Here is a 17,494-nt window from a genome sequence, read left to right as displayed (position 1 = left end):
GCGGCATGAGTGTTCTCGTGGTGTCGGCGACCAAGGCCGAGGCGGCCCATGTTCCTTCCGGGCTCAAGGTGGTGATCACCGGGATGGGGAAGGTGGCGTCCGCCTCGGCCGTCTCGCGTGTGCTCGCTGCCGACAAGACGATCCGTCAGGTCGTCAACATCGGCTCCTGCGGCGCGCTGCGCGACGGCCACACCGGGATCTACGAGGTCGGCACCGTGCTCAACCACGACTTCTCGTCCGCCGCCATCCGGGCGCTGGGTCACCCGGTCGAGGACGCGCTGGAGGTCGGGGAGTCGGACATCGTCTGCGCCACCGGCGACCTCTTCGTCACCGACACGGTCGTACGCGCCGAGCTCGCCCAGCGCGCTCACCTGGTCGACATGGAGGCCTTCGCCGTCGCCTGGGCCTCCCGGGAGGCCGGCGTCCCGGCACGCGTCGTCAAGCACGTCTCCGACAACGCCGACGAGTCCGCCCTCGACTGGGCCAGCGTCGTCGACCGCTCCGCCCGCGATCTGGGGGCGTGGCTCACCGCCAACGTGTGACGTGCGCCCCTGCCCGGGCGTGTCGGAGCGACCCGATGCCACGCCCTACTCGTCAGTAGCGTCACAATCCAGATGTGGACGCATTGCAATCGGGAGTGGTCGAGCTGCTCCGGTCCCGTCGTGGCGGGGACAGTGGGAACAAGGATGACGGGGCGACTCTGGCCCTCGTGATCGAAGGTGGCGGGATGCGCGGGATGCTGTCGGCGACGATGGCCGCGGTGCTCGCCGACCAGGGTCTGGTGGATGCGGTCGACCTGGTGGTCGGCACCTCCGCCGGTGCTGCCAACGCGACCGCGGTGGCAGCCGGGACCATCGGCGCCTTCAGCGAGTCGTACGCCTCGGTGTTCGCTTCGCCCGAGTACATCGGCGCCGGGCGGATGCTGCGGCGCAAGTCGATGGTGGACACCCGCGGGATCACCGCACGTTCGGCGGAGCTGTTCGAGTGGTCGCTCGCGCTGCGTGACGGGGCGCCGCGGCTGGCGGCGGTGGCCACCGACGTGGTGACCGCGAAGGCGGTCCCGCTCACCGACTTCACCGATCCCACCGACCTCGCCGACTCGGTGATCGCCTCGAGCCAGCTGCCCCTGGCCGGAGGGCTCCCGGTGACCGTACGCGGCCGCCGCTGGCTCGACGGCGGGCTGGTCGAGGCCGTGCCGGTGGCCTCGGCGGCGGCACTCGGGGCGACACACGCGATCGTGCTGGTGACCCGACCGTTCGGCACGGCGCCGGCGTATGGGTCGGCCGACCGTGTCATCGAGCGCTACCTGCGCCGGGTCAACCCCGAGCTCGGCGATCTCTACCACAGCCGGCCGGACCGCTACCGGGCCTCGGTCGCCGAGATGAGGGCCGGAAGCCACGCGGGCGTGCACACGCTGACGTTCGCGCCCGATGCGGCCGACCCGATCCCGGGTCGCACCGAGACCGACGTCGATCTGCTCCGCGCGGCCCGTCAGGCTGCGACCGGCACGGCGACCCGGATGCTGGCCGAGGCGGGCCTGCTCTGATTCAGTGCGATGTTCACCGAGTTACGTCGGTGAACATCGCGCCCGCTGACGGGCTGGCGATCAGGTGCCCCGGAGCGCCGTAGCCGGCTTCGGCGAAGGCCTTGTCGATGGCCGCGCTGACCGAGTCCACGGCGTCAAGAGGGAGGATCGAGACGATCGAGCCGCCGAAGCCGCCACCGGTCATCCGAGCGCCGTCGGCGCCGGCGCCGACCGCGGTCGCGACGGCCAGGTCGAGCTCGGGGACGGAGATCTCGAAGTCGTCGCGCATAGAGGCGTGCGAGGCGGCGAAGAGGTCACCGATCGCGGCCCAGTCGCCGTTACCGAGCGCGGTCACGGTCGGCTCGACGCGGGCGATCTCGGTGACGATGTGGCGCGCCCGGCGGCGTACGACCTCGTCGCCGAGTGACTCGACCTGGTCCAGGGTGGCCTCGCGCAGCGAGCGCAGCCCGAGGTCGGCGGCGGCCTTCTCGCACTGGGCGCGCCGGGAGGCGTAGCCGCCGTCGGTGAGCTGGTGCTTGACCCGGGTGTCGGTGACCAGGATCGTGCGCTCGCCGAGGGCGAGCGGGACGTTGCGGTGGGCACCGGAGTCGAAGTCGATCAGCAGGGCACCGCCCGCCTCGGCGAAGACCGCGACCGACTGGTCCATCCCGCCGGTCGGCGCCTTGGCGACCTCGGTCTCGGCCCGGATCCCGGCCGCGACGACCGCCCGCTGCAGATCCTCGTCGAGAGTCCGCCCGGCGACGCCGAGCGCCGCCACCGCGGTGGCGCACTCGACCGAGGCGGACGAGGACAGGCCCGCGCCGAGCGGGACCGACGACTCCAGGTGCATGTCCAGGCCACCGGTCACCAGGCCGGCCTCGCGCAGCGTCCAGAGCACCCCCGCGACGTACGCGGCCCAGCCCTCGATCTCCGGACCGAGCTCGTCGATGTGGCCGGTGAACGGCTCCGGCTCCTGGCCCGAGGTGATCCGGATGAGGCCGTCGGTGCGCGGCGCGGCCGCGGCGTAGGTGGCGTGGGGGAGTGCGACCGGCAGCACCAGCCCGGCGTTGTAGTCGGTGTGCTCGCCGATCAGGTTGACCCGTCCCGGCGCCTTCCCGACCACCGTGGCCTCGGCGCCGAAGGTGGTACGTAGCGCCTCGATCGCGCGCGCGGTGAGGTCGGTCGGTTCGAGCATGGTGCAAAGTCTGCCGCGTGCGTGCGGTCCCCGCGGACCCGGGTCGCTCAGTAGACCGCGATCACCCGGACGGTCGCGGTCCGGTCGGCGGTGCTGAGGTTGCGGAGCACGCCCACCACGACCACGTTGTCGCGGTGCTCGAGCTCGTCGAAGTCCTCCTGCTTCCCGCGACTGCCGACGTGCATGGTGATGGTGAGCCCATGGCTCTTCTGCTCCAGCGTCCCGGTGTTGTCGCGCCCGTCAGTGGCCGGCGCGGGGACCGCGAGGATCGCCTGGCGTACGTCCGGCCCGGCGACGGTGAACTGGAGGAACTGGTCGTCGGAAGCGGTCTGCGCGACCAGGCCGGCGACCCGGTCGAGCTCGCCGTCGGGCTCGTGCAGCAGCCCGCGTTGCTGCAGTTCGGCCAGCACGTCGCCGACCAGGGTCTCCCGGGTGGGTCGAGCCTCCTGGGCGTACTTCCTGGCGACGTCGCGGGCGTACTTTGTCACCGCTTTGACCGGCGGCACGTCGAGCCCGGCCTCCGCGCTGCCGGAGGAGCTCCTGACGACCTCGCGGAGGACGGTGCCGACCTCGCCGCGGAAGAGCTGGGCGTGCAGCATCGCGATGCGGGTCTCGGAGAGGAAGTAGTAGGTGTGGATCGGTCGCCCCTCGATCCCACGCGGTGGCGGCGGCTGGTGCCAAGGCCGAGGGCGTCGGTTCGCGCGGGCGGCCGCTGTGCCGGCGCCGATCGCGAGCGCGCCGACCGCGCCGACGGCCCAGCCCCATGCGCTCGTCGCGACGGCGGCACCGGCCAGCGGCACGGCGAGGACCGCTCCGGCGGTGGTGAACCCGGAGTTGATGATGGTGGCGAGCGTCGACTCGGGCCTACTGGTAGTCACGGATCTCCTGGAAGATCTTGCGGAGGTCGGCGGCGTCCTCGGCGACGACCTCGCGGCCGCCGGTGTGCTCGGCGAAGTCGACCAGCTGCTCGATGCTCGCGTCGGCCGAGGTGGCGGCATCGCCGACGAGCACCACGTAGAGCGGCACCCCGAGGTCGCGGTAGGCCGCCTCGTACTTCTTGCTGAGCTGGGCATAGGACTGCCCGCCGTTCTGCTCGCCGTCGGTCATCAGCACGATCGAGGTGGTGGCGCCCTCCTCGGGTGAGGCCTTGATGTCGGCGTACGCGGTGTCGATGGCGTCGTAGTAGGCGGTGCCGCCGTGACCTGCCAGCTCGCCGACGCGGTCGATGAGGCGGTTGAGCGCCTCGTCCCGCTCCGGCTGGTCCTCGACGACGAGGGACCCGAGGGACTCCGTCTCGTCGGCGTAGGTGTAGACCGAGAGCCGCTCGCCCTTGCGGAAGCGCTTGAACTGGCCGCTGATCGAGGTGTCGTCGCCGGCCAGCCCCTCGAAGGCCCGCCGCAGCTGGTTCATCTTGATCTCGTCCATCGAGGCGGAGGTGTCGAGCAGGTAGGTCGTCCGCGTCTTGGGTGCGAACTCGTCGAAGTAGGTGAAGATCAGCTCGTCGATGGTGCCGAGATCGTCTGGCAGCGGGAGCGTCTTGACGTCGTTGTCGGGTACGCCGGGGGAGGGCGTCACGCCCGTGCGACCCGGGCGGCGACCACTCTTCTCGCTCAGCTCCTCCTGGACCTCGGCCGTACGCAGCCATGCGACCGCCGTCTCGTACGCCTTCTGCTTCTCGGCGTCGACGAGCGTGAGCGGGTAGGTGGCCTCGGTGGTGCCGTCGCTGGGGTAGACGATGTCGAGATCGTCGACCTGCTCTGCGAGCGTCAGCAGCTCGGACTCGTAGTTGAAGATCGCGTCGTAGGCCGTCGGGTTCTCGCGGAACGTGTCCGAGAGCCATCCGGAGCTGGCCGCGCGGCCGAGCTGCCCGCTGAAGAGCTGGCGTACGTCCTCCTGGACGAGGCCGACGTCCTCGCTCTGCAACGGTGGCTCGGCATCGAAGGCGGTGGCCACACCGGCGAGCGTGGACAGGCCGGAGTTGGAGGAGGCGGGGCTGGTCATCAGGAAGCCGAGCTCGCCGTCGCCGGCTCGGCCGGCGATCTCCTCCCAGGAGACCTCGGCATCGCCGGTCCAGCCCAGCCGGGTGGCGACATCATGGTGCACGCCGAGCACCACCGGTGAGCGCATGATCGGGTCGGAGGAGGCCAGGTCGTCGGTGCCCTTGGCCGCCAGGGCGAGGCGCAGATAGTCGTCGGAGGCGAACCAGGCGGCGTCGTAGCGGTCCGGATCGGCGACGATCGCGTCGGCGGCCTCGAGGGTGCCGATGAACTCAGGCTCGAGCGCGACGTTGGTCTCCTCCCGGAGCCGCTTCACGAGCGCGCTCGGCTCACAGCGCACCGGTGTACCGGTCGACTCCTCGGCCTTGCTGGTGCCGCCGGCGCACAGGACGTCGTCGAGCTCAGAGCCGGCCGCGACCTTCAGGGTCACAGGGTCGGCCAGCTTGTCCGGCTCCGAACGGCCCGGGAGTGCGTTCGCGACCAGGAACCAGGCGAGCAGGACCAGCCCCAGGCTTCCTGCGACGACGGTCGTCCACCCCGTGCGGTTCACCCGTAAACGCCTGCCTTCTGTCTGGATCGGGCAGAGTCTAGGGACGGGCCGCGGCACCGCTGGCTGGAATGGGACCCGGGCGAGGCAGATGTCGCCAGGCGTTCACCCGGCATTTGCCGGACGGCGAAGCTCAGTGGCGAGAGGAGTTCCGCGAGCGGCCGCGCACGATGCCGATGAAGGTCTGCACCCGCTCGTCGTCGTTGTCGATCAGCCAGGCCAGACCGACGGTCGTGGGCTCGATGCCGGTCACGGGCCGGGAGACGGCGTCCTTGCGGTGGTAGAGCCGCGCGATCGACATGGGCAGGATCGCGATCCCGGTGCCGGCCGCGACCGTCTCGACCGCGTCCTTCTCGCTCATCGCGGGCCACTTCATCTGCTCCACGGACGGCTTCCAGCCCCCGCGCTCGGGGAGGACCAGCTGCTCCTCGGCGAGGTCGTCGAGCGTGACCTCCTCGAGCAGCGAGAGCAGGTGCTCGTGGCCCATCACCGCGACCGGCTGCTCCTCGTAGAGCGGGATGCAGTGGAGGCCGTCGCGGTCCACGGGGAGGCGTACGAGACACATGTCGAGCTCGCCCTCGCGCAGCAGTCGCTCCTGGTCCTCCTCGGTGACCGGGACCAGCTCGAGCCGCTCACGGCTGCGCTCTCGCCAGGTCCGGGCCCACTTGTCAGGGGTGGCTCCGGTGACGAAGCCGACGGTGAAGGTCACCTGCGCATCCTCTCATCGATCGGCGCTGAATCCCGTGCTGAAGAACGCAGCGTTCCGTGTGGCCGGGAAGTTTCTATCGTGTGACAGGTTTGCTAAGGTCGAAGACGTCAGCCGAGACCGGCTGCCGGACGAGGGAGCCGTACCCGGAAGCGCGACAAGACGGCCGTCTGGAGTGGTCATGTCCTGGCTTTTTCTTGTGGTATCCGGCGTCCTCGAGGCCGTGTGGGCGCTCGCCCTCGGTCGCACCGAGGGGTTCTCGCGGCTGGTCCCCTCGATCGTCTTCGGCGTCGCCCTGATCGGCAGCCTGGTGGGCCTCGCGATGGCCATGCGCACCCTGCCGATCGGCACCGCCTACGCGGTCTGGGTCGGGATCGGCGCCGCGCTCACCGTCGGCTATTCGATGGTGGCGGGAGACGAGGCGATCAGCCCCGTACGCGTCATGCTGATCGTCGCGCTCGTCGGCTGTGTCGTCGGGCTCAAGCTCACGCACTGACCCCAAGCGCTGGTCAACCCGCGAGGGCGGACACGTCCTCTGGCGCTTGACTCTTTCGATATGAGTGCGAAACTTACCCTCTCCAATGTTATCTATCGCACGACAGAAAAAGGCGATGCCACGGTGTCACAGATCTCGCCGCGTCCGGGTCGCGGCCGTCCACGGCTGCTCCCCGGAAAGATTGCGGCGAACCCCCGAGATCAGATCCTCGCTGCCGCTGCCGAGCTCTTCGTGAGCCGCGGCTATGCCGGCACCACCACCCGCGAGATCGCGGACGGTGCCGGGCTGCGACAGGCCTCCATCTACTACCACTTCGGGAGCAAGGAGGAGATCCTCGCGGTGCTGCTCGAGCGCTCGGTCCAAGACCGGGTCGAGCAGGCCGGGAAGATCGAGGCCGGGATGGGGTCGGTCACACCCGACGTCGGCCTCTACGCCCTCGCCGTCAGCGACATGAGCGCGCTGGTCGCCATGCCCTACAACATCGGCATGCTCTACCGTCTGCCCGACGTGATCGCCTCACCCGTCTACGACCGCTACGGCCATCTGCGCGGTGACCTCGTCGCTGGCTACAGCCGGGTCGCGGAGCGCGCCGCGGGGGATCGGGTCTCGGCGAGCAGCGGCGAGCCCGGGCTCGGCGAGCTCCTCGTGCAGATGGTCGAGAGCGTGGTCAGCCTCCGCCGCGAGGACCGGGTCGGCAGCACGACCGTCGCCACGATCGCCTCGGCCTGCCTGCGACTGTGTGGGGTCGCCGAGGACGCGATCGAGCAGGCACGGGAGGCGGCTCTCACCGCGCTCGCGCGGGCCTGACCTCAGCCGAGCTCAGTGCATCCCGGGCTCGTGGGCCAGGTGCGTCTCGGGCTCGAGCTGGAAAGTGGAGTGCTCGACGTCGAAGTGACCGGCCAGGCAGGCCTGGACCCGGTCGAGGACCTTCGGTGCGCTGCCGTCGAGGAAGCACTCCGGGAGCAGGGTCAGGTGGGCGGAGACCGCGGGCAGCCCCGAGGTGACCGTCCAGGCGTGCAGGTCGTGCACCTCGACGACATGGTCGACCTCGAGCAGGTGCCGGCGCAGGTCCTCGACGTCGACCTCGGCCGGCGCACCCTCGAGCAGGATCCGGCCGCTGTCGCGGAGCAGACAGACACCGGCGTACGTCATCAGGGCGACGACCACGAGCGAGGCGACCGGGTCCGCGCGGGTCCAGCCGGTGAGCAGGATGACGATCGCGGCGACGAAGGTGCCGATGAAGCCGTAGAGGTCGGAGAGGACGTGCTGGTAGGCGCCCTCGACGTTGAGCGAGGTGCGATTGGCGCGCGCCATCAGCGCCGCCGCGACGATGTTGACGCCGCAACCGACCAGCGCGACCACGAACATCGGCCATCCCTCGGCGTCGGGCGGGTCGATCAGGCGCCGGATCGCCTCCACAGCCACGACCGCGGCGAAGACGATCAGGGTGATGCCGTTGAGCGCCGCGGAGAGGATCTCGGCGCGCTTCCAGCCGTAGGTCCACTGGCCGTGCGCCGGCCGCGCCGCCAGCCGCATCGCCCACAGCGCCGCCGCGATCGCCCCGACATCGGTCAGCATGTGGCCGGCGTCGGCCAGCAGCGCGAGCGAGTCGGCGAGGATCGCGACCGTCACCTCGCCGATCAGGAACACACCCAGGAGCGACATCGCGGCGATCAGGTATCGCCGGTCCGCCGCCGGAGAGATGTGCTCGTGATCGTGGCCCATGTTCATCGATCCTAAGCCGGAAATCCGGTTCTCGGCCGCGCCGTCCCGTGGCAGGGTGACCGGCATGTCGCTCGCCGAGAACTTCCTGTCGCTGCACCTGCCCGGACGCCCGCTGCTGATGCCCAACGCCTGGGACGCGGGCTCTGCCAAGGTCCTGGCCTCGCTGGGTTTCCCGGCGCTGGCCACGACCAGCAGCGGGTACGCCGCGACCCTGGGCCGCCTCGACGGCCAGGTCACCCGTGACGAGGTGATCGCGCACGCCACCGCGCTCGTCGAGGCGGTCGATGTGCCGGTATCGGCCGACCTGGAGGCGGGCTTCGCAGGCACCACGGCCGAGGTCGAGGAGACGTTCCGGCTCGCCGTGGCCGCCGGCCTGGCGGGCGGGTCCATCGAGGACTACGCCGGGATCGAGAAGGACACGATCTACTCCGTCGGAGAGGCCGCCGAGCGGGTCGCCGCCGCGGCCGGGGCCGCTGGTGACCAGTTCGTCCTCACCGCCAGGGCCGAGAACCACATCCGCGGCCGCGACGATCTGGACGACACGATCGCCCGCCTCCAGGCCTATCAGGAGGCCGGCGCCGATGTGCTCTTCGCGCCCGGCGTCATCGCCGTCGAGGACGTACGCCGCCTGGTCGACGCCGTCGACCGCCCGGTCAACGTCCTGCTGCTGCCCGGCGGCCCGTCGGTGCCGGAGCTGGCCGAGGCGGGCGCGGCGCGCATCTCGGTCGGCGGGGCGTTCGCGTTCGCTGCCCTCGGTGCGGTCAAGCGGGCCGCGGAGGAGCTGCTCGGCGCCGGCACGACCGGCTACTCGGAGCTGGCGGCCGAGGGCGCCAAGGCGTTTCGCAGTGCTGGTTGACTGGCCCCGTGATCGATGAGCTGAAGGTCGTGCGGGCGGGGTTCGCGCCGATCAAGGGGACCAGACACCTGGCCCACGACCGAGTCGTGCTCGACGCCCAGGGGGTCGTGGGAGACCGCGGCTTCGCGCTGGTGTCGGTCGACGAGACCGACCCCGCCCGCGGGCGGGTGCTGCGGACCGTGCAGCACCCCTCGCTGGTCGCGGTGCGGGCGGAACTGGCCGGCGACCGGCTCGAGGTCGAGCTGCCCGACGGCGAGACCGCTGCGGCGGAGCCGGCCGCCACGGGTGAGCGAATCACCTGCGACTACTGGGGCCGCGAGGTCGAGCTGGAGCTGCTCGGCGGCCCGCACACGGGGCTGTTCTCGAGGTGGCTCGACCGGCCCGTGCGGCTGGCCCGTGCCCGTCGCGGTGACGTCGTCTTCGCCGGTTCGGTGTCGGTGGTGACCACGGCGTCGCTGCGCGACCTCGCCCGGCAGGCGGGCGCGAACGCCTTGGATGCGGCGCGCTTCCGGCCGAACCTGGTGGTCGAGACCGACGAGCCCTACGTCGAGGAGACCTGGCTCGGCCGGGAGATCCGGGTCGGCGAGGCGACGCTCCGGATCGGCGTACCCATCCCGCGCTGCGCCGTGATCGACGTCCGGCCGGAGACGGGGGAGCGGGACGTACGCCTGCTGAAGACGCTCGCCTCACACCGCCCGCACAACCGGGCCGGGGAGCCTGCGTTCGGGGTCTTCGCCGAGGTGGTCACGCCCGGCGCTGTCGGCCGGTAGCCGGCCGCACAGGCCACTCACAGGCCACGCACAGGAACACCCCAGCGCGGACTCAGGTGGAGTGCGTACGCTCCTGAGGGTGGATATGCAATCGCTGTTGTCGCGCGACTCCGTGAAGGTCGCCCTCGTCGTCAACGCCGGCTCACGCCGGGGACAGGACGCGCTGGCCTCGTCGGAGGAGATGTTGCGGTCCGCGGGGATCGAGGACGTGCGCTCCTACGCAGTCCACTCGGGGGAGGAGCTGGAGACCACTCTCGACGAGGTCGCTGCCGACAAGCCCGACCTGCTCGTCATCGGCGGGGGCGACGGCTCGGTGGGTGCCGCGGCGGCCCGGATCGCCGGCAGCGACGTCGTGCTGGCGGTGCTGCCGCTCGGCACCGCCAACGACTTCGCCCGCACGCTCGAGCTCGACCAGGACCCGCAGACCGCGGTCCAGCAGATGCTCGAGGGAAAGATCATCAACGTCGACATCGGGCGGGCCAACGGCCACGCCTACCTCAACGTCGCCTCCTTCGGTCTCTCCGTCGCGGTGACCGAGGCCCTGAACCCGCGCCTGAAGAAGCTCATCGGGCCGGCGGCCTACCCCGTGGCGACGCTGCAGGCCTACCGTCACCACAGGCCCTTCACCGCGCGGCTCGAGTTCCCCGAGGGCGACCACGACACGGTCGAGCTCGACGACCTGCTCCAGGTCGCGGTCGGCAACGGCCGTCACTACGGCGGCGGCAACACCGTCTCGCCCACCGCCTCGGTGGACGACGACCTCCTCGACGTCTACGCCATCGTCCGGGGCCGTATGCGCGACCACGTCTCCATCGCGCGGCTGCTCAGGAGCGGCCACTTCATCGAGCATGACCACGTGCACCACGTGACCACCTCGGCGGTGCGGATCACAACCGACGAGGCGATGCCGGTCAACCTCGACGGGGAGATCGTCACCGAGACACCGACCGACTTCACCCTCGAGAGCAACGCGCTCCACGTCGCGGTGCCGATCCGCAGCCGCGCCGGTCGCCTCGACGGTCCGCCGCCGGACGTCCAGAGCTAAGGGCGTCCCGCCCGGGGCACGTCGACCCGGATGGCCAGCAGCCGCGCCTCCGTGTTGGCCTTGCGTGCCTCCTCGAAGAAGTCGGGCGCGGCGCAGACGTACAGCGTCTTCCCGTCGCTGCCGCCCAGCATGCAGGCGAAGACGCCGCCGCCCGGCTCGATCTGCTCGAGGATCTCGCCGCCCTCGGCGACCCTGACCAGCCGGCCGAAGACCGCGTCGGCGGTCCACACGGCGCCCTCGGCGTCCAGGCAGCAGCCGTCAGGCGCGAGCACGGCATCGCCCATCGCCTCCGCGAACGCGGTGTGCGTGGTCAGCTCACCGAACTTCGCCCACGTACGCCGGTTGCTCAGCGACCCGTCCTCCGCGATGTCGAAGGCGCTGATCCGGTTGCCGCAGGTCTCGTCGACGATGAGCGTGCCGTCGTCGGTGATCACGCTGCCGTTGGGGAACCACATGTCGTCGGCGACCTCGGTCACCGTCCCGTCCGGGTCGACCCGCAGCAGCACCGTCGGCGCCACGTCGGCGCCGGCCATGATGTCGAAGCCGAAGTTCCCGACGTACGCCCTGCCCTGCTCGTCCACCACCATGTCGTTGAGGTGGTGGCTGACATGGTCGCTGAGGTCGGCATGGGTCACCAGCGAGCCGTCCGACTCACGACGCAGGATCCGGCGATCGCGCATCGAGACGACCAGGAGGTGGCCGTCGGGGAGCCAGCCCAGCCCCGACGGCTGCCCCGGCACCTCCGCCTCAACCTTCAGGTCCGACCCGTCCTCTTGCGCCGAGTAGACCTTGTGAGAGTAGAAGTCCACGAACCAGATCCGGTCCTGGTGCCACCGCGGGCACTCCAGATAGTGCAGGTCCTCCACAACGGTGGTGATCTCTCGGGCCATGTCTGTGCTCCTCGGGTCGACGTCGACTGCCCCCATCATGCCGAGAAGTCAGGTACGTCGGGCGAGAAGTCACTGACGCGAATCGAGATGGCACAGAGGTGGCTTCTCGGCCGACGCGCGTGACGTCTCGGCCGACGGGGGTGACGCCTCGGCTACTCCTCGAGCCGCCAGGCCGCCTTGAGGGAGAGCTGGCCGCCGGTCTGGAGCAGGGCGCGGCTGTAGAGGCGCTCGGCGAGGCGTACGAGGGCGACGCCGCAGGCGAGGAGCAGGACCACGGCGATGATCGGCTCCCACCAGGCCGCGGTGCCGTCGACGAGGCGCATCGGCATCAGGACCGCCGAGAGGGGCGGGATGTAGGAGCCGATCACCTCGCCGACCCCGTCGAGGTAGAGGGCGCCGAAGAACATCACCATGAGCAGCATCGTGATCGGGGTGGAGGAGGACTGCAGGTCCTCGGTGCGCGAGGCGAGCGCGCCCGCTACCGCCCACAGGGTCGAGAGCACCACGAAGCCGATCAGGAAGAAGACCACGAACCAGCCGATCGCTCCGGATAGCGCTGGCAGGGCGAAGCTGAAGTCGGTGAGACTCAGCCCGACCAGTCCGACGGCTACATAGATGAGCATCTGCCCGACGGCGATGACGGCGTTGCCGATGATCTTGCCGGCGAGGAGCTGCCGCAGTGGTACGGCGGCGGCGATCATCTCCACGATCCGCGACTGCTTCTCCTCCACGACGCTGTTGGCCAGCGTCATCCCGAACATGATCGAGGCGAAGTAGAAGACGATCGCGAGCGCGTACCCGACCACCCAGCGGATCGCGGACAGCTCGCTGTCGCCCTCGAGCTGTTCGACTCCGACCGCCGAGCCCTCGGTCAGCTCGGCCGCCGTGGTGCCGGCTGCGTCGGCGTTGCCGGCCAGGACGATCGCCTCGACCGACTGGCTGACCACGTCGCGCAGCTCGGAGTCGGCGTCCTCGAGGGTGACCAGGGTCCAGCTGTCGGTGTCCGGGCGCAGATAGGCGTCGGCCTGCTCCTCCTCGAGCGCGCGCCGGGCGGCGTCCGCGTCGTCGACGGCGACCGGCACGATGCGTACCTTCTCGTCGATGTCGGAGGCGCGCTCGGCGATGCCCTCGACCATCGCCTGCGAGGCCGTGGAGGAGTAGGCGAGGTCGTACGTCTTCTCCTTGCTCGCGTTCCACGCGGAGAAGCCGAGTGCGCCCACGATCACCGCGAGCATGACCGCGGTGCCGATCAGGGTCGACTTGTCGGTGGCGCGGACCGCGATCTCGCGACGCGCGACGATCTGCCAGACGGGCTGGCCCGATGTCTTCACGCTCATGCGGTGACCTCCCGGTAGATCTCGGACAGACGGGGTACGACGCGGTGGAAGTCGAGCACGTTCCCGCGGCTGGTGGCCTCGGTGAGCAGCTTCTGCTCGGCACCGGCGGAGACGACCTCGATCTCGGCCTCGGGACCGGAGACGTCGCGGACGTGGAGCCCCGGCAGGTCGCGTACCCAGCCGGCGTCGCCGTCGAGGACGACCCGGTAGCGGAGCGCGGCGTCGGCGCGCAGCTCCTCGCCCGTTCCTTGGGTGACCACCCGGCCGCGGGCCATCACCACCAGCCGGTCGCACAGCCGGTCGACGAGGTCGAGCTGGTGGGAGGAGAAGACCACGGGTACGCCGTCGCGAGCGTGCTCGCGCAGCAGATCCGCCATCGCGTCGATGGCGTCGGGATCGAGCCCGGAGAAGGGCTCGTCGAGGATCAGCGCCATCGGCGCGGGGACGAGCGCGGCGATGATCTGGACCCGCTGCTGGTTGCCCAGGGACAGCTTCTCCAGCGGGTCCTTCATGCGACCGCCGAGGCCGAACCGCTCCAGCAGCACGGTGATCTCCCGGCGCGCGTCGGCGGTGGACATGCCGCGCAGCCGAGCCAGGTAGACCAGCTGGTCCAGGATCGGCTGCTTCGGGTAGAGACCGCGCTCCTCGGGCATGTAGCCGAACCGGCGCCGGTCCTCGCGGGTGACCTCGTGCCCCTGCCAGGACACAGTTCCGGCGTGCGCGGCCAGCACCCCCATGATCATCCGCATGGTGGTGGTCTTCCCGGCACCGTTGCCGCCCACGAACCCGGTGAGCCCACCGGACGGGACCGGGAAGGACACGTCGTCGACGGCGACCATCTCACCGAAGCGGCGGGTCAGCCCGCTGACCTCGAGCATCGAATCTCCTCTGCGTTGGAAACGAACGGGACCCACGCTATTTCAGTGCCGCGCCGGGCGGATCCGTCGCGAGGATGAGCTCGGCCTCACCCGTTGGGCGGGCCGGCCGGGAGCAGGCCGTGACGGTGGATGAAGACCACGGTCTGCACCCGGTCGCGCAGCTGCAGCTTGGCCAGGCAGGCCGACACGTGGGTCTTCACGGTCGCCTCGGTGAGGAACAGCCGGCGGGCGATCTCGTTGTTGCTCAGTCCCTCGCCGATGAGCAGCAGCACCTCCCGTTCCCGAGCGGTGAGCAGGTCGAGCTCCCTGGGTGGCTTCGGTCTCGGCGCCGACGGGGCGTTGTCGCCGGTCACCCGGCCGATCACGCGCATCGTGACCTCCGGGGCGAGCAGTGCGTGCCCGTCGGCGGCGGCGCGCACCGCTTCGGCCAGGGAGTCGGGGTCGGCGTTCTTGAGCAGGAAGCCGCTCGCGCCGGCGGCCAGTGCGTCGAAGAGGTAGTCGTCGCGGTCGAAGGTGGTCAGGATGATCACCTTGGCGTGCCCCTCGGCGACCACCGTGCGTGTCGCCTCGATGCCGTCGGTGCCGGGCATCTGTACGTCCATCAGCACCACGTCGGGCCGCAGCTCGCGCGCCTTCGCGATCGCGTCGGCGCCGTCGGAGGCCTCGCCGACCACCGAGATGTCGTCCTCCATCGAGAGGATGAGACGGAACCCCGAGCGCACCAGCTGCTGGTCGTCGGCGAGCAGCACCCGGATCATCGCGCCGCTCCCGCCGACGCGACGGGGGAGTCGAGCGGGAACCGCACCCGCACCCGGAACCCCTGCACGGCCCTGGGCCCGATGTCGACCTCCGCCTTCCGGACGGCTGCTCGTTCGCGTACGCCCAGCAGCCCCAGGCCGCTGCCGGAGGTGCCGTGCCGGGGCCGGCCGTTGTCGGTGATCTCGACCTCGGCGTACGGCGCGGCCGCCGCCCGGTCGACGCGGAGGACGACCTGGGCGCGGTCGGCGGTGGAGTGGCGGCGTACGTTGGCCAGCGCCTCCTGGACGATCCGGTAGACCGAGTGCGCCAGCGGCAGCGAGAGGCTCTCGACCGGACCGACGGCCTGGTAGTCGACCCGCAGCCCGCTCTCGCGTATCTCGTCCAGGAGCGCGGGCAAGTCCTCGAGTCGCGGCTCCGGGCGGCGCTCCGGTCCCTTCGTCTCCGCGTCGCCGGCCGGGTCGCGCAGGGTGCCGAGCAGCGAGCGCATCTGGGTGACTCCCTCGCGCGCGGAGGCCTCGACGTTGCCGAGCGCCTCGGCGGCGCCCTCGATGTCACCGGGACGGCCGCGTTCGAGCAGTTTGCGCCCGGCGGCCGCCTGGACGCCGACGACCGCGACGTGGTGGGCGACGACGTCGTGCAGCTCGCGGGCGATCCGCAGGCGTTCGTCGATCACGGCGCGGCGCTGGAGCTGCCCGGACTGGGCGGCGATGGTCGCGGCCTGCTCGGCCAGCTCGGCCTTCTGCCGTGCGCCCCGCCAGGCGACCTGGCCGCCGACGATCGCACCGGCGAAGTACAGCAGATTCATCATCGTGGTGAGCAGCACGTAGGCGGTCACCGGGCCGATGAGCGAGGAGCCTTCCGCGTCGGCGGTCGCCTCGCGAATCTCGTCGATACCGCTGCCGACCGCGAACTGCCAGGAGAGCCACGCGAACATGAACAGGGTGATCAGCCCCATCACGACCACCATGTCCCGCCGGCGCCGTGCCCAGGCGGCTCCGGCGAAGAAGGCCACGAAGTAGATGATCTGCATCGGCAGCAGCCCCATCACGGTCGGGAGCCACACCCCGGTGACGAACATGTGCAGCCCGGCCAGAAGCGCGATCGTGAGCGGGAAGCGCCGCCTGAAGACGAGCAGCGCCGCGCCGATCACCACCGCCGTCCACTCGACCCAGGTCGGTGCGTCGCTGGAGTCGAGCGTCCCGACTCCCCGGATCAGCTCCAAGGTGGCCAGGCTCGCGACCAGCACGATCGCACCGACCAGCCAGTCGCCGAGCGTGATCGAGCCTTCCCGCTCCCAGTCGTCGTCGGTCGCGAAGAAGGTCGCCAGCCGGCCGGAGGAGCCGTCGTCGTGCACAGTCACCCGGCCAACCCTAGTTCCAGGGTCGGGCGCCGTCCTCAGTCTCGAGTCGGAGTTGGGGTCAGCGGCTGCCGGTGGCGCGCTGACGCTTGCGGGCGCGCGAGCCGGGGCGGCTCTTCCGGTTGCCGGTGCCCTCGCCGGCGGGGCGGCGCGGGGGCTGGGCGACGACGGGCACGAACGGGCCGGGGCGGCTGCGCTCGCCGGGTGCCAGCTCGCCCAGGATCGGGTGCGAGGGCCCGTCGAGACGAGTGGTGGTCGGCTTGATCCCGGCGGCCCGGGTGAGCGTGCGGACGTCCTTGACCTGGTCAGGCAGCATCAGGGTGACGACGGTGCCGGAGGCACCGGCGCGGGCCGTACGACCGGAGCGGTGCAGGTAGGCCTTGTGCTCGGCGGGCGGGTCGGCGTGGACGACGAGGGTGACGTCGTCGACGTGGATGCCGCGGGCGGCGATGTCGGTGGCCACCAGGGTGGTCGCCCGGCCGGAGTGGAAGGCCTCCAGGTTGCGCACGCGGGCGTTCTGGGAGAGGTCGCCGTGGAGCTCGACAGCCGGGATGCCGGCGCGGCCGAGCTGGCGGGCGACGCCCTTGGCGCCGTGCTTGGTGCGGGTGAAGACGACGGTGCGGCCCGGAGCGGCGGCCAGGTCGGCGAGCACGGGGATGCGGTGCTCGCGGGCGGAGAGGTGGAGCACGTGGTGCTCCATCTCGGCCACCGGCGACTGAGCGGAGTCGGCCTCGTGGACGACCGGCTGCTGGAGGAACTGCTTGACCAGCACGTTGACGCCCTTGTCGAGCGTGGCGCTGAAGAGGAGACGCTGGCTGCCCTTCGGCGTCATCGCCAGCAGGCGGCGCACGGCGGGCAGGAAGCCGAGGTCGGCCATGTGGTCGGCCTCGTCCAGGACGGTGACCTCGATCGAGGACAGGTCGGCGTGGCGCTGCGCGATCAGGTCCTCGAGCCGGCCGGGGCAGGCGAGGACGACGTCGGCACCCTTGCGCAGGCCGATGACCTGCGGGTTCTGCCCGACGCCACCGAAGACGGTCTGCATGGTGAGGCCGGCCTCCGCGGCGAGCGGACGCAGCGCTTCCTCGATCTGGCGGACCAGCTCACGGGTCGGGGCGAGCACGAGCGCCCGCGGCTTGCCCGCCTTCGCCCTGGCGCCACCCGCGAGGCGGGCAACGAGCGGAAGAAGGAAGGCGTACGTCTTGCCCGACCCGGTCCGCCCGCGACCGAGCACGTCGCGCCCGGCGAGGGAGTCCGGCAGGGTCGCGGCCTGGATCGGGGTGGGGGAGGTGATGCCGTGGTGATCGAGGACGGCGGTGAGGTCTGCGGGCACGCCGAGCGCGCTGAAGCTCTGCTGAGACAAGGAGTCAACTTTTCAAGCGAGGTGTCTCGCCATAATGAGTTACCGAGTCCA

At 71.0% G+C, this 17,494-nt stretch carries 18 protein-coding genes and 1 riboswitch; of the genes, 7 read left to right on the top strand and 11 right to left on the bottom strand.

Going from position 1 to position 17,494, the window contains the following annotated elements; all coding sequences use genetic code 11:
* The first annotated feature begins 5 nt into the window (after nucleotides 1–5).
* Together OG801_RS02575 and OG801_RS02570 are read left to right on the top strand one after the other, a co-directional pair.
* Nucleotides 6–542 (top strand): nucleosidase, encoded by a 537-nt coding sequence (locus tag OG801_RS02575; RefSeq protein WP_355020205.1) that lies wholly within the window; start codon nucleotides 6–8, stop codon nucleotides 540–542.
* A gap of 74 nt (nucleotides 543–616) precedes the next feature.
* Nucleotides 617–1,546 (top strand): patatin-like phospholipase family protein, encoded by a 930-nt coding sequence (locus tag OG801_RS02570; RefSeq protein WP_406033434.1) that lies wholly within the window; start codon nucleotides 617–619, stop codon nucleotides 1,544–1,546.
* 13 nt (nucleotides 1,547–1,559) lie between these two features.
* Here the strand turns inward: OG801_RS02570 and galK are convergent, their stop codons facing one another.
* From galK to OG801_RS02550, 4 genes are all read right to left on the bottom strand, one after another.
* Nucleotides 1,560–2,720, bottom strand: a complete 1,161-nt coding sequence (gene galK / locus OG801_RS02565; protein WP_406033432.1) for a galactokinase — start codon at nucleotides 2,718–2,720, stop codon at nucleotides 1,560–1,562.
* A gap of 47 nt (nucleotides 2,721–2,767) precedes the next feature.
* Nucleotides 2,768–3,598, bottom strand: a complete 831-nt coding sequence (locus tag OG801_RS02560) for a hypothetical protein (protein WP_406033430.1) — start codon at nucleotides 3,596–3,598, stop codon at nucleotides 2,768–2,770.
* Nucleotides 3,585–5,267: a VWA domain-containing protein gene (locus OG801_RS02555; protein WP_406033428.1), complete on the bottom strand. Its 1,683-nt coding sequence runs from the start codon at nucleotides 5,265–5,267 to the stop codon at nucleotides 3,585–3,587. The genes OG801_RS02560 and OG801_RS02555 overlap by 14 nt, the downstream gene beginning before the upstream one ends.
* Before the next feature lie 130 nt (nucleotides 5,268–5,397).
* The gene (locus OG801_RS02550) at nucleotides 5,398–5,973 is read right to left on the bottom strand and encodes a LysR family substrate-binding domain-containing protein (RefSeq protein WP_406033426.1); all 576 of its coding nucleotides are present in this window, start codon (nucleotides 5,971–5,973) and stop codon (nucleotides 5,398–5,400) included.
* Nucleotides 5,974–6,077: 104 nt separating this feature from the next.
* A riboswitch (guanidine-III (ykkC-III) riboswitch) is annotated at nucleotides 6,078–6,141 on the top strand.
* Nucleotides 6,142–6,151: 10 nt separating this feature from the next.
* Here OG801_RS02550 and OG801_RS02545 point away from each other — a divergent pair.
* Both OG801_RS02545 and OG801_RS02540 read left to right on the top strand, forming a co-directional pair.
* Nucleotides 6,152–6,466 (top strand): DMT family transporter, encoded by a 315-nt coding sequence (locus tag OG801_RS02545; RefSeq protein ID WP_406033424.1) that lies wholly within the window; start codon nucleotides 6,152–6,154, stop codon nucleotides 6,464–6,466.
* A gap of 123 nt (nucleotides 6,467–6,589) precedes the next feature.
* On the top strand, nucleotides 6,590–7,273 hold the full coding sequence (locus tag OG801_RS02540) for a helix-turn-helix domain-containing protein (protein ID WP_355232520.1): 684 nt from the start codon (nucleotides 6,590–6,592) through the stop codon (nucleotides 7,271–7,273).
* A gap of 12 nt (nucleotides 7,274–7,285) precedes the next feature.
* Here the strand turns inward: OG801_RS02540 and OG801_RS02535 are convergent, their stop codons facing one another.
* Nucleotides 7,286–8,110: a cation diffusion facilitator family transporter gene (locus tag OG801_RS02535; protein ID WP_406036328.1), complete on the bottom strand. Its 825-nt coding sequence runs from the start codon at nucleotides 8,108–8,110 to the stop codon at nucleotides 7,286–7,288.
* Between the two features lie 145 nt (nucleotides 8,111–8,255).
* Here OG801_RS02535 and OG801_RS02530 point away from each other — a divergent pair, with 145 nt between their 5' ends.
* The 3 genes from OG801_RS02530 (at nucleotide 8,256) to OG801_RS02520 (ending at nucleotide 10,862) form a co-directional block, all read left to right on the top strand.
* Entirely contained in the window at nucleotides 8,256–9,047 is a 792-nt protein-coding gene (locus tag OG801_RS02530) for an isocitrate lyase/phosphoenolpyruvate mutase family protein (protein ID WP_406033423.1), read from the top strand.
* 8 nt (nucleotides 9,048–9,055) lie between these two features.
* Complete coding sequence (locus OG801_RS02525; RefSeq protein WP_406033421.1) at nucleotides 9,056–9,817, top strand: MOSC domain-containing protein; 762 nt, start codon at nucleotides 9,056–9,058, stop codon at nucleotides 9,815–9,817.
* Nucleotides 9,818–9,902: 85 nt separating this feature from the next.
* Nucleotides 9,903–10,862, top strand: a complete 960-nt coding sequence (locus OG801_RS02520; RefSeq protein WP_406036327.1) for a lipid kinase — start codon at nucleotides 9,903–9,905, stop codon at nucleotides 10,860–10,862.
* On the opposite strand, the gene OG801_RS02515 is transcribed toward OG801_RS02520, so the two are convergent.
* The 6 genes from OG801_RS02515 to OG801_RS02490 all read right to left on the bottom strand — a co-directional run bounded on the left by OG801_RS02515 (nucleotide 10,859) and on the right by OG801_RS02490 (nucleotide 17,443).
* Nucleotides 10,859–11,752: an SMP-30/gluconolactonase/LRE family protein gene (locus tag OG801_RS02515; protein WP_406033420.1), complete on the bottom strand. Its 894-nt coding sequence runs from the start codon at nucleotides 11,750–11,752 to the stop codon at nucleotides 10,859–10,861. The two genes, OG801_RS02520 and OG801_RS02515, sit on opposite strands and share 4 nt — an antisense overlap.
* Nucleotides 11,753–11,904: 152 nt before the next feature.
* Nucleotides 11,905–13,089, bottom strand: coding sequence for an ABC transporter permease (locus OG801_RS02510; RefSeq protein WP_406033419.1), 1,185 nt, complete (start codon nucleotides 13,087–13,089; stop codon nucleotides 11,905–11,907).
* Nucleotides 13,086–13,967: an ATP-binding cassette domain-containing protein gene (locus OG801_RS02505; protein ID WP_355020195.1), complete on the bottom strand. Its 882-nt coding sequence runs from the start codon at nucleotides 13,965–13,967 to the stop codon at nucleotides 13,086–13,088. The genes OG801_RS02510 and OG801_RS02505 overlap by 4 nt, the downstream gene beginning before the upstream one ends.
* Nucleotides 13,968–14,053: 86 nt before the next feature.
* Nucleotides 14,054–14,725, bottom strand: coding sequence for a response regulator (locus tag OG801_RS02500; RefSeq protein WP_406033416.1), 672 nt, complete (start codon nucleotides 14,723–14,725; stop codon nucleotides 14,054–14,056).
* On the bottom strand, nucleotides 14,722–16,086 hold the full coding sequence (locus tag OG801_RS02495) for a sensor histidine kinase (RefSeq protein ID WP_406033414.1): 1,365 nt from the start codon (nucleotides 16,084–16,086) through the stop codon (nucleotides 14,722–14,724). Before OG801_RS02495 ends, OG801_RS02500 begins: the two co-directional genes overlap by 4 nt.
* Nucleotides 16,087–16,144: 58 nt before the next feature.
* Nucleotides 16,145–17,443 carry a DEAD/DEAH box helicase gene (locus OG801_RS02490; RefSeq protein WP_406033412.1) on the bottom strand — a complete coding sequence of 433 codons (1,299 nt, stop codon included), beginning with the start codon at nucleotides 17,441–17,443 and terminating at the stop codon, nucleotides 16,145–16,147.
* Between the last annotated feature and the right edge of the window lie 51 nt (nucleotides 17,444–17,494).

Origin of the sequence: Nocardioides sp. NBC_00163 (assembly GCF_045206295.1) — a bacterium.
Lineage (GTDB): Bacteria > Actinomycetota > Actinomycetes > Propionibacteriales > Nocardioidaceae > Nocardioides.
Note: the sequence above shows the minus strand (reverse complement) of the source record. Positions and strands in the feature narration are given on the sequence as shown.